Source organism: Paenibacillus woosongensis, assembly GCF_009725165.1.
Classification (GTDB): Bacteria; Bacillota; Bacilli; order Paenibacillales; family Paenibacillaceae; genus Fontibacillus; species Fontibacillus woosongensis.
Window position 1 is genome coordinate 148846 of record NZ_WNZW01000004.1, and the last position, 12242, is coordinate 161087.

A 12242-nucleotide genomic window follows, 5' to 3' on the forward strand; every position below is an offset into this window, starting at 1 on the left:
GCCTGAAGATTCATAGAGTGAGGATGGCAGAAATGTTAAAGAAGAACCGGAACTCTGCCCTGGATTATCGCAAGAAAAATCGCAGAAAATGGATCAGGACCATCGTGCAAAGTGCGATTTTGCTGGTCGTGGGCGTATTGCTGTTCAACGCCTTGTTCGGAATCCGGCGATATGAGGAGCCTGACAAATCCGAATGGCGCAATAGCAAAGGCTTTATCGCCATATCTTATTTCGGGGTAGGACGTTCAGCCACGCCGAAGCTGGTGGCCAAGAGCGAGCTTGATCAGCATTTGAAGGCTCTATATGACCAGGGCTACGTTACGATATCGCAGCAGGATATTTTGGATTTCTATTTTCATCATAAGCCGCTGCCTGACAAAGCGCTGTACTTATCGTTTGAGGATGGACGAAACGACTCCAGCCTGTACTCCCAACCGCTGTTGGAGAAATATAATTACAAGGCGACGTTTTTCTCTTATGCGAACAAAATGGGAAAGAGCGAGCGCAAGTTCGTGCAGCCAAAAGAGATGCTGAACATGATGAAATCAGGCTACTGGGAGCTGGGGACCAATGGAAACCGGCTGACGTACATCAATATTTTTGATGATCAGGGCAGCTTCATTGGAATGAAGGAAGAGAACGAATTAACCAATAAGGAGCATATCGAGTACTATAACCATTATTTGATGGATTTCATTCGGGACGAGAACATGATCCCGGCGGAGAATCGAACGGAGATGGAAGCGCGGATTCATAGCGATTATGCCGCGATGAAGGACATCTATACCAGCAAGCTGGGGTTCGTGCCTCAAGTATATATGATCATGCACGCAAACGCCTTGAACAACGGCATGAACCCGCTGGTCGCTCACGCAAACAACACGAACATCGAGCAGCTGTTCAGTATTCATTTCAATCGGGAAGGCGAGGCCTTTAACTCTGCTGATGCAGATGTGTATGATTTGACGCGGGTACAGGCGGCTCCGTACTGGTACACCAATCATTTGCTGATGAAAATACAGAAGGATACGGGAGAGAAGATGCAGTTTGTCCGCGGCGACGCACGGCTTGCCGAACCTTGGCAGCTCGTTGGCGGAGCGGCGCAGTTTGCTGACAATCGGATTATTCTGACTTCCCCTCCGGCAGCCCCAGGCATGCTGTACTTGAGCAATAGCGAGAGCAGCGAGAATACGGTAATCTCCTACAAATTAGCGGGGAATGTCGTCGGCAAGCAGACCGTATATGTCCGCTATGACCGGCGGGCGGGAGCTTTTCTAAGGGTGGTCCTCGAGAACAACCAGCTGCATGTCGAACAGCAGAAAGCTGGCGGTAAGGCCGAACGCGTATTCTCCAGCCCGCTGCAGCCGATTGCTTGGAGTGAAGAGGATCTCGCTTTTTCTAAGGCTTCGGTATACACGAAGGAACAAATTGCCGCAAGCGCCGGGCCGCAGGAGGAAGAGTACCCGACGAATATTCGGCAGATAAGGCAATTGCAGGTGGAGCTGAGCGGGGACCAGCTGACCATCGTAGTCGACGGCGATCGCATTGCTGGCGGACTGGCGCTTGACGGTGTGGTGAAATACGGCGGCATTGCCCTTGAAGCGGAATACAGCGGGCAAAATAAGAAGGACGATATTTACGACGGTGTATTCGAGGATTTCGAAGTGGCGCGGATGACGAAGGAGGACGGCAGTCCTGATGTCGTGTTCAGCCATAGAATCACTGGCTTTCAGGGTATCGTGCACGGCCTCAAAAAAGGGTTGGACGCTTCCATAACTTGGGTGATGGACACCTTCTAATACCGGGACTAGAAAGAAGAGAAAGGTGTCAGAGAATAGATGACGAGACGATGGGTATATATTATGGCTGCTGTAATTATAGTCATTATCGCGGGTATTATATGGTTTTACAGGCAGGAGAATGAGGAGCAAACGATCCGGGCGGTGACCGTGGAGCATGATTTGGAAATGTCCGCTTGGGTCGTTGATTGGAAATGGGAATCCGGTGTGGCTGATTTACAGCAGATGAGCAGGAATCTCGATCGTCTGCAGGCGTTTGCCGCTTACTTCGACAGCGAGAACCGTCTCTATTTTACCGACGACATGCATAAGGCGCTTCCGCATATATTCGAGACGGCGCGGAAAGGCGGCGTAAAGTACGTGGATTTGACGATCGTCAATGACCGCTGGAACCCGGATGGAACGGCAGTGCAGAAGGATCCGGGCATTGTCTCTCGTATTTTGGCCACGCGGGAAAGTCAGGAGCAGCATATCGAAGAGATTATCGACACCGTAGAACGGTACGGATTTGACGGGGTTGAGATGGACTTTGAGAAGATCGGGGACGCGGACTGGGAGAAGCTCTGCATTTTTTATGCAAAGTTGTATGAACGCCTGCACGCCAAAGAGAAGTCGCTCCGCGTTATATTGGAGCCGCGTACCCCAATAGAGCGGCTGGCGCTGCCTGAAGGTCCGGTGTATGTGATGATGGCTTACAATTTGTTCGGCAGCCATAGCGGTCCAGGTCCGAAAGCGGATCATGCGTTTATTAGGAAGCTGGCTTCCCGCATGAAAGTGCTGCCAGGCGAAGCGGCGATCGCTTTCTCGGTTGGCGGCTTTGACTGGACGGATGGCGGGAAGGTGACCTCCTTGACGGAGAAGCAGGCGGCAGAGCTGCTGCGGCAGAGCAGTACGGCCGTACCGATGAGGGATAAGGCTAGCGGAAGCCTCTATTTTTCTTATAAGGATGAAGAGGGTCTGAAGCATACCGTCTGGTATGCGGATGGGGAGACGATATCGCAATGGATTCACATAGCCCAGCAGTCGGGGTATGATAATATCGTTTTATGGAGGCTGGGCGAGTTCGAACAGGGTACGCTCAATAAGCTGAAAAAAAACCATTTTTAATTTCTTTTTCAGGTTATGATAATGTGGCATTAAGGAAGGGCAGTTAAAGTATAGGTACTCCCTTTTTTATAAAGGAACCCATCCCGCTTCAGCGGGATGGGTTCTATGCCGTTAGGCCAAATGAATGGCCGCAAGATTGAGTTGTATTTTTACATAATGAGAATTATTTCAAGTCTTCGATGGAGTTGGCTTCTACATAGGACGGAACGACAAGTCCGGTACGGACTCCGGTCATATTTGCGCCAAGATCCTCTACCTGGTCCTTGTACTTATCCCAGTAATCAGCATGGGTCAGCGGCAGCCAAGCTGCAGCCGTCGCATCCACATCGCCGTTGGCTACGCCAGTCCACATAGGGCCTGCTTCTACCTGAAGCGCAGTTACCTTATATCCAAGGCGGCTCTCCAAAACGTATTGAATCAGATTTGTGCTGGCGATTTCGGAATCCCAAGCTACATAGCTGAGCTTAAAGGTGTCGCCGTTTACCGGCTGAATATCCGCCGTCCAAGCGTCAACACGGTCGCTATGGCTTTCGGCCCAGGCTTTGGCCGCTTCCGCTGGATCCTGTCCTTCCTGGATGGCCGTCATGATTTCGCCCATCTCGTCCGAAGTCCACTCGAAGCGATCCAGGAATTCATAGGCTTCCGGATGAGCTTCCTTCAGCCCTTTGCGAACGACGGTATGGATTTCCTCCGCCTCTCCAAATACTTTCTTTGGATCCTCCAAATATTTCAGATCATATTTAGCGAACATCCAGTGCGGCGTCCAGCCTGTAATAATGATTGGCTGCTCGGATTTGATCGCCTTGGCCAATGTTGCCGTCATGGCCGCGCTGGAGCCTTCGATCAGTGTCCAGTCGGAAAGGCCGTATTCCTCGATGGCCGCGCTAGCCGCCTTCATGATGCCGGCACCAGGATCAATGCCGATAATTTCATGCTTCACTTGGTCACCCAATGACTTGCCTCCGGCATTTCCAGCAGCATTGCCGGCGTTACTCCCAGCATTTCCTGAATTTCCGCAGGCGGACAGCAGCAGTACGGCTGCCAAGCTTAGCAACATCCATATATTTGTTTTCCTGTTCCTCATAAATTATGCACCTCTTTTTTTGGATTTGAATAAATTTTGCGAAAAGCGGTCCAGCACAATAGCAAGTACGACGACAGCCAATCCGGCTTCGAAGCCCTGCCCGATCTTGAGCTGGGTCACCGCGCGGTATACCGTTGCTCCAATTCCTTGCGCACCGATCATCGAAGCGATAACGACCATCGAAAGCGACAGCATGATCGTCTGATTTATGCCGGCCATCATCGTAGGCATTGCCAGAGGCAACTCCACTTTAAACAGCTTCTGCCACGAGGTCGAACCGAAGGCATCGGCCGCTTCGGTAAGCTCGCCGGATACCTGCTTGATACCGAGATAGGTCAAGCGGATTGTCGGCGGAATCGCGAAGATGACAGATGCGATTACTCCCGGCACTACCCCGAGACTAAAGAAAGTCACGGCAGGCAGAAGGTAGACAAATGCAGGCATCGTTTGCATGAAATCAAGCAAAGGTGAAATAATGCGGTGAGTAGTTTTACTATAGGCACTCCATATTCCGATAGGGATACCTAAGACCACTGAAATAATGCCGGAAGTGACTACGAGGCCTAACGTATTCATCGTTTCCGTCCAATAGCCGAGATTGTCGATCAGCAGGAAGCCGATCACTGTAAATAACGTAAGCGGTACTCTTCCGATCAGGTAGGCCAGGACACCGAATATAGCGATGAATAGTAGCGGGTGCGGTAAAAGAAATAACCACGAGAAGAACTCGACAACACTTTCAATGATCTTGGACAGCCCCTCGAAAAAGCCCCCCAGATTGGATTCCATCCAATCTACGATTAATTCGATCCAATCCGCGAGAGGAATTTTAGGAATGAAGTTCATGCTGCTTCACCTCCATATCGCGGACATCTCCTGCAAGCGCGCCTAACACGGCACCCCGTACAATAACGCCCAGCAGCCGTCTCTGCTCATCGACAACAGCCAGCGGCACCTTAGTGGAGCTGGTCGCTTCGAATAAGTCACTAAGAACAGTATCCGGCGGTACTTGCGGGCTATCGCTGATCAGAATATCCGAAAGCGTTTTGCCTGTCTTGTTCGCGTCGGACGCATCCTCTGCGGTAATGACGCCAAGCAAACGCATGGAGCGATCGACGACGAAGAGATTCGATATTCCCCGTTCCCGCATCAACTGCAAGGCTACCCGCGGACCACGATCCAGCGTAATGGTCTCGGGTCTGCGCATTACATGCGAAGCGGTCAGCACCTTCGAGAGATCCACATCTTCAATAAATCGTTCGACATAATGGTTAGCCGGCTGAGTGAGCATTTCTTCAGGCGTGCCAATTTGGATGAGCGAGCCATCTTTCATCAAGGCGATCCGATCCCCGATCCGCAAGGCCTCATCAAGGTCATGCGTAATAAAGACGATCGTCTTCTTCATTTTTTCCTGCAGCTCGATCAGCTCATCCTGCATATCCCGGCGTATTAAGGGGTCGAGAGCGCTGAATGCTTCATCCATCAGCAGCACCTCTGGGTCATTGGCCAAGGCTCTGGCGAGGCCAACTCTTTGCTGCATGCCGCCGCTGAGTTCATCCGGCATTTTGTCACCCCAGCCCTTTAGCCCGACAAGTTCCAGTGCTTGTTCTGCTTTCTGCTTTCGGGTATTTGCGTCGATTTTTTGGATTTCCAGGCCATACTCAACGTTTTGCAGCACTGTTCTGTGTGGAAACAGCGCAAATTTCTGAAACACCATACTGATGCTCTTTTGACGTATTTTCCGCAGCTGGGCTTTGTTCATTTTCAGCAAATCCTGACCGTGAATGAGAATTTGACCTGAGGTCGGTTCGATTAGCCGGTTCAGCATCCGGACGAGGGTCGACTTACCGCTTCCCGATAGTCCCATAATGACGAAGATTTCTCCCTGACGAATGTCCAGGCTGACCCGATTCACGCCAACGGTAATGCCGCGGCTAGCCAACTGCTCCTTCGTTTGTCCCTGCTCAAGCAGCTGAAGTCCCTGCTCTGCATTCGGGCCAAACAGTTTGGTAACTTGCTTTACTTCTAGAATGGGTTCATCCAAATTATCCACTCCTTTTCTAATGGAATTCTAAGGTTGCACGGGCCTGCAGCCTCACATGGTACTTAGTCTAACAAAAAAAGGGGAATCTAAACAACCGTTAATACGGTTCATATAGAACGTACAGAAAAAACTGTACAGAGTGAATGGTGTATATGCTCCCTTATCCTTACAAATGCTCGCTAAGCCGCCACTTTACTTTTATCTGGCCTTTTTTTAAGATATAAGAAGTATCGTGATAGGAGGTTGCAAGCATGGGCTTGGACCAGCTCACCCCAGAGCAGCAGGCGGATATAATGAAAGTACGTAAACGGGTTATTGAAGCCATTGGCAGAAACATGGATTTATACGGGATTTCGTTGTCGACAGGTCATCTTTACGGTCTGCTTTTTTTTGCAGATAAACCGATGACACTCGATGAAATGGGTCTGGAGATGAAGATGAGCAAGACAAGCATGAGCACGGGCGTGCGGACTCTGCTTGATCTTAAAATGGTGAACAAAGTGTGGGAGAAAGGCTCCCGCAAAGATTTATATGAGGTCGAGTACGACTGGCATCAGACGTTTACAGATTACTTCGCGATCAAGTGGAGAAAAGCAGTGGAATCCAACATCCTCATCCTGCGCAGGTCGATCGAGGAGATAAATAAATGGCTGGCCTCTGAACCAGAAGGAGTCATTACGGCTATCCTTGAGGAGGATCGCAAGAAAATGATTGATGCCGTTAAGTACTACGAGTGGCTTGACCGTTTGATTGATGCAATGGAAAGCGGCGAGATATACCAGTTAGTTCCAAAAGAGTAGGGCACATAGTTAAAAGCTGGCTATCAGCCGCAACAAAACCGCCATCCCCGGCACCGGTGCTGCAGGGATGGCGGTTTTTCTCGTGTTATCTCCGCATTGTTGCTTAGTATATACCGATATCATCGAGCATGATCTTGCCCGGACCTTCGGAAAAGTAGAAGGTAATCCCCTTAAGCGCAGACAAATCCAGCTCGGGATTGATTTTGGCGAACTCTGCCAAGTCCAGCATTACCGTCTGAAATACCGCCTCCTGCGGATATTTGTATTTGCCGTCGGATAGGCGTTTCTCCACCCAAGGAAGGATTGTAAAGGCAACATCCGGCGGCGATGCAATTTTTATATAGTCGGCTAGCGATATACGGGCCGTTTCGCCGTTTGTGCTCTGCAGTTCCACTTCAGCCTGCAGCCCGGCCGAGGATGCCGCCGGATCAGTGAGCTCGAAGCTGCGGTCAGCTATTGAAAACGAAAGGATTTCGGGCGGTGTGCTCATCTTCCTTGGCAGGAAGGAGGAGTTCCATGATAACGAATAGGAAGCAGGCTCCTCGTTGTTTGCTCTATCTGCCCATTCCAAGGTTATGCCCCGGGTTCCTTTGTTTACGGATTTGCGGTTTTTGACCTCTTCTTCTACCCAGGTCAAATGATTGCCTTGGGCCAAACCGCCGTATGGAAGCGTGCCCCGGTTCAAATCTTCATCATACCAGGCCACATTGTGGAAAAGAGCGCCCTCAAAGCGGCCGAAATATCCGGTATCCGCGGGAAGCCAGTGAATTCCTGTCCTGTAATCCTGGAATAAAGGCAAGTAGCTCTCATTCCCGTGAAGCGTTGACTCCAGGAAGGCTGAGACGTATATCTTGGCAATCTCCCGCTGTTCTTTGGGACCGATGATCGCCTGCTGGTTCAAGAAGATTCCCTTCGGAAAGCTGATATCCCGAAAGCCCCATTCGGTGTTGAATTGGCTGTGATTGGCGTCCGCGATATATATGGAAGACTTGAAGTGAGCGGATGGTTTCGTGAAGGAAGTCCTAATATACTGACGATCGCCGTCAAAATCATTCACATCCGCGTCCCGCGCCCCTTGCAGAGCCAAGTAACTGACGTCCTTGATTCTGGCAAACTCTCCGTCCACCTTCTTGTCCGTAGGCGAAATCGCTATGATGGCTTGAATGTTGAAACGCTCCAAGTCGCCCAGCGTCTCATCCGCACTGAACCAGCGTCCCGCATCCTTCGCCATGGCTACCGCCTGGCCGCCCCGGGAATGTCCGATTAATCCGATTTGCTTAAAACTCACCTTCTGGTAAAAAGGGGTTGCTGCATCGCCTGCATAGCTTTCGATCTGTTGCAGATGCTTAAGCAAGATCCATGCTCGGACTTTCATGTCGTTGTCCGGAATCCCGGTCCAGACGGAGTAATTCAGATAATTCTCATCGACCGATACAGCGATGAAGCCCCGACTGGCCAGGAGTTCGCCTAAATAGCCATAGCCCTCATCGGAGAAATCCTCCATCAGGTGGTTGCCGTGGACCATGAGCACCAGCGGAAAGGGACCGTTCCCTTCGGGCATCCAAACTCTGCCGTTCAGGGGAAGCGAGCTTTGATCGAATCCCCAGTAGCGCGTACGGAAAGCAGGCCATTTCTTAATATATAGGGAGGCGTCTACTGAAGTCGAAACAAGATCGACCTCCTTGCCGTATTCCGTTCGCCAATAATCGTTTCCGCTTCCGTAGTCGAACGCAATATAGCTGTAATGTCCCGGTCTGGCAGGATTCTCCGCTTCGATTGGCGCTGCGTGTTTTGATATGCCCGGGTATGCCGCCGGATTGTCTGCAGGCCATACCGCCGCGGACACGCATAGAACCCCAAGCACGGCGGCAGCATAGAATCTCAGCCGTCGGCTAAATCGGGTACGAAGCATTCCGGCGCCGATTCCCAGCGCGATGCCCGTCAGCGTGAGGACAATTGCAGTAACAGCGGAGATAACCGCATCATGATCCTGCCAAAAAATAAAGAAAATGACCGTAAGCGTATATATCACTGTTCCGGCATAAAGCCGGGGAAGCGGCAGGCCGATTAGCGCGAGCAGTACGGCAGCCAAATGGGCGGCGATAAACAGCCCTGTCGTCCCCACGGAGATAAAGGCCAGAATATCCGTCAGAGCGCCGAAGCCGGTAGGCATGCCCAGCGCAGCCAAAGCAAAGACGAACATCGCCGCTCCCCATGGGCCGACGACAGCCATTCGCCAAAAAACGTTATCATAGCGGTAGGTTTCGCGGATTCTACGGCCAAGCCGCGCGCGCAGCGGCGGCTTTAAGGGAATGTATTCGGTTTGAATCTGCTGAAGTTCCATGGTTTCTCCCACCCGGTTATTGATCTCTATTCATTGTAACATGCTTCACCCAGCTGGAAAGCTAGTAGTCGCTGGATTGACCCGGATGTTAGAGGAATGTTGGATTTAGTTCAATATATATGTATTCCGCCATAAACGTGGCATAGCCCCTTTAGCTGCCGATGGATCAACCTGGAGGTTGTTGATCGGCAGTTAAAAGGGGCGAGGCTGCTTCAGCTATATCATGCCGGATCAGTCATCCGGTTCTACTTCAAAAGCCATAAGGCTGGCGTATTGTCTGGTTCCCATCCTTGCAGGGAAGTATGGGCCTGGCGGCATTCATATACCGAGCCATTATACGTTACAAGCGTTCCTGCTGTGTAAGCCGTATTCGGCTCCCATGCCTGGGCTGCCGGTGCTTCGGCCGTCTTGGCGCTGACCGAATTGCTTGCAGCGGATTGGTTGCCAGCAACGTCGAAGGCTCGAACTGTGAAAGTATATGTCGAATTTGCGCTAAGTCCTGTAACGACATGATCGGTGGTCGTACCGGACACCGTCGCAACCAGAGCCGTACCGTTGTAGATGCGGTAACCTGCTACGCCCACGTTATCCGTGGAGGGACTCCACATCAAAGAGACGCTGGAAGAAGTAGGCGTACCCATGACATGCAGATTGCCGGGAGCTGTAGGGGCTTCAGTGTCCGCAATAACTCCTTCCGTCCTTACGGTCACCGGATTACTGGCATTCGACAGGTTGCCAGCGGCGTCTTTAGCTTTCACGGTGAAGGTATATGAAGTATTTGCGGTTAATCCTGTAACGGTATAGCTCAATGCAGAGCCGGGAACCGTTGCGACACGCGAGCTGCCGTTGTAAATTTCATATCCGGTAACGCCAATGTTATCCGTAGATGCATTCCAAGCCAAGGACACACTTGTTGAAGTAGCGCCAGTAGATGTTAGAGCTCCAGGCACGCTTGGAGCAATCGTATCGGAAGGGGGATTACTACCGCCGAAATTGACATCGATGACATTGTAGAAGGCATTCGCCGTATCAGCGACTTCCCAAACTGCCAGGATGACATGGTATCCGCTGCGCTGCGGAACATTGCAGGTATTCGAATATTCGAATGGAGGGCGTGCACCACCATAGTCTACGGAGCAAAATGGAGTCAGATCAAAGGAGTTTCTGGAAAGAGGTGCATTCGGATCCCAGTTATCTTTCGTGATATAGTATTTCCAGCTGGCGGTTGCATGAGCAGCGGTAAGCTTCCAATTGAACGTATTCGTACCCGCATTGATGTTCACCTTTGTCCAGCGTGTAGCGGACTGCTCGTCCAATTTAGGAAAAGCTCCGTTTGCACTGGCGATCTTGCCATCCGCAGGGCCAGCCTGAGGGAAACCCTTCGGTGCTTCCAAGCTTTGCGGCTCATAAATAATCGCACCGCAGTCGGTGTTTTGCCCATTTTTACATAGAATCGCCCGGCTGCCCGGACTGTCTACATAACCGTGTGCCGATGCTTGTTCAGCAAACAAAATCATTAAAAAAGACAATAAAATCATTACGCCAAAAGAAGTAATCGCTTTCATAATAACCGAGTGTGATATACGAATAGCTGACATTACGTTAGCCCCCTTCTCAAATTGAATGATAGCGTCTGTATAGCTGTGCTTCAGTATGGTTGACAATGCAGGACTACCTCCTTATACAATGAATTTGCAGGTCGTCTTTACCTAAGAGCACCTCCTTGCGAAGTTGATTTTATATATAAACTCTAGTCTAGGTACTGTTCCAAGGAGCTCCGATTGGCAACAGTTTGTGACAGAGTTCATATCTAGGTTAGTGGCAAAGTATGATGAAAATCAGCATAAATCACCAAAAAGGACCAAAAAACCACTATGTAGAATTATGGTTTTAATTCCGAATATAAACAGTTATTACAAATCGTTAACAAATTTAAGTAACATAGTAACGTTCTGGATGCTGCTCGTCAAGCCTATTTTTTTTGCGGAATTTTTACGGAAGCATACAAGCCCCTTATTTATCAAGAACGGGAACCCGACAACAGGAGGTAAAAAAATTGAAGCCGTCATCCATTTCCATTCAGCGAGATCAAATTAATCTGCCCCCGCAATTTCCGCTGCATGTCTCGAAAACAGAAGGAGTATCCCCGCTATTCCAGCGGCTTCATTGGCACCGGGCGCTCGAGATCAACTGGATTACCTGCGGCAGTGGAATTTATGTCATCAATGGGCAGGAATATCCGTTCAGCGCGGGCGATATTTTCCTGATCAATTCGGAGGATCTGCATCGTGCCTACGAAGGGAATGACCTGGAGATGGTCATCCTGATGATGGAGCCGGCTTTGCTTGCCACCGAGCAAAGGTATGATCCGGAAATTTTGCTGCCGTTCCGCGACACCGGGTCTCACTTTTCAAATCATATTTCACATGAATTTCCAGGAAGCAAGCGGCTGGCCGGATACATCGAGACGATCTATGCCGAATTTGCGGCCCAAAAGCCGTCGCATGCCTCAATCATTCGCGGTTTATTACTGCAGCTGCTGGGCGAGGTGAACCGCAGCTTCAGGCTTCAAGACATCATTGCCGGCGGAGCCACAGGAATGGGGGAAACTACAAGCCTAACTACTAGCGCAAAAACAAACCGCTCTGCTTCCGGCCGCAGACAGTTGGAGCAGATGAGAGCGGTCATTTTGGCGTTGGAGGCCGAAGTTTCCCGTCCATGGACGCTGAAGGAGATGGCGGAGATCGCTCACTTGAGCCCGTCCCGCTTCAGCGCGCTGTTTAACCAGGTGGTCGGAACCTCGCCGCTGCACTATCTCGTTCAGCTTCGGCTTGATCATGCGGTCGATCTGCTGGGGCAGGGAGAACGAAGCGTACTGGAAATCGCCGAGCAGTGCGGATTCAGAAATCTCTCGAATTTTAACCGGCTGTTTCTGAATTATTTGGGCGCAACTCCGACCGCCATGAGAAGGCGGCTGCAGGGGGAACAGGTCGCCAAATCTTCTGCGGGCGATCCAAAACAGTAAGATTGTATCAGCTTTGAGCTTGATTACAGAAGAAATCGG

Annotated in this window: 9 protein-coding genes; 4 read left to right on the top strand and 5 right to left on the bottom strand. The window is 50.6% G+C overall.

The features are described 5' to 3' along the window. Nucleotides 1–32: 32 nt before the first annotated feature. Nucleotides 33–1799: a polysaccharide deacetylase family protein gene (locus GNP95_RS13765; protein WP_155611445.1), complete on the top strand. Its 1767-nt coding sequence runs from the start codon at nucleotides 33–35 to the stop codon at nucleotides 1797–1799. A gap of 39 nt (nucleotides 1800–1838) precedes the next feature. Next, nucleotides 1839–2906, top strand: a complete 1068-nt coding sequence (locus GNP95_RS13770; RefSeq protein WP_155611446.1) for a glycosyl hydrolase family 18 protein — start codon at nucleotides 1839–1841, stop codon at nucleotides 2904–2906. A 163-nt stretch (nucleotides 2907–3069) separates the two neighbouring features. Here GNP95_RS13770 and GNP95_RS13775 read toward each other — a convergent pair whose 3' ends face one another. From GNP95_RS13775 to GNP95_RS13785, 3 genes are read right to left on the bottom strand one after another with little or no spacing between them, the layout of a single operon-like run. Then, on the bottom strand, nucleotides 3070–3990 hold the full coding sequence (locus GNP95_RS13775; protein ID WP_155611447.1) for a glycine betaine ABC transporter substrate-binding protein: 921 nt from the start codon (nucleotides 3988–3990) through the stop codon (nucleotides 3070–3072). Nucleotides 3991–3993: 3 nt separating this feature from the next. Then, entirely contained in the window at nucleotides 3994–4836 is an 843-nt protein-coding gene (locus tag GNP95_RS13780) for an ABC transporter permease (protein WP_155611448.1), read from the bottom strand. Next, the gene (locus tag GNP95_RS13785) at nucleotides 4820–6034 is read right to left on the bottom strand and encodes a quaternary amine ABC transporter ATP-binding protein (RefSeq protein ID WP_155611449.1); all 1215 of its coding nucleotides are present in this window, start codon (nucleotides 6032–6034) and stop codon (nucleotides 4820–4822) included. The genes GNP95_RS13780 and GNP95_RS13785 overlap by 17 nt, the downstream gene beginning before the upstream one ends. 251 nt (nucleotides 6035–6285) lie before the next feature. Here GNP95_RS13785 and GNP95_RS13790 point away from each other — a divergent pair, with 251 nt between their 5' ends. Further along, nucleotides 6286–6834, top strand: a complete 549-nt coding sequence (locus tag GNP95_RS13790) for a GbsR/MarR family transcriptional regulator (protein ID WP_155611450.1) — start codon at nucleotides 6286–6288, stop codon at nucleotides 6832–6834. Between the two features lie 103 nt (nucleotides 6835–6937). Here GNP95_RS13790 and GNP95_RS13795 read toward each other — a convergent pair whose 3' ends face one another. Then, nucleotides 6938–9178 carry an alpha/beta hydrolase family protein gene (locus tag GNP95_RS13795; RefSeq protein WP_155611451.1) on the bottom strand — a complete coding sequence of 747 codons (2241 nt, stop codon included), beginning with the start codon at nucleotides 9176–9178 and terminating at the stop codon, nucleotides 6938–6940. A gap of 245 nt (nucleotides 9179–9423) precedes the next feature. After that, nucleotides 9424–10743 (bottom strand): lytic polysaccharide monooxygenase, encoded by a 1320-nt coding sequence (locus tag GNP95_RS13800; RefSeq protein ID WP_413773749.1) that lies wholly within the window; start codon nucleotides 10741–10743, stop codon nucleotides 9424–9426. Between the two features lie 491 nt (nucleotides 10744–11234). Between GNP95_RS13800 and GNP95_RS13805 the strand changes: the two genes are divergently transcribed. Next, nucleotides 11235–12203 carry an AraC family transcriptional regulator gene (locus GNP95_RS13805; protein WP_155611452.1) on the top strand — a complete coding sequence of 323 codons (969 nt, stop codon included), beginning with the start codon at nucleotides 11235–11237 and terminating at the stop codon, nucleotides 12201–12203. Nucleotides 12204–12242: the final 39 nt, after the last annotated feature.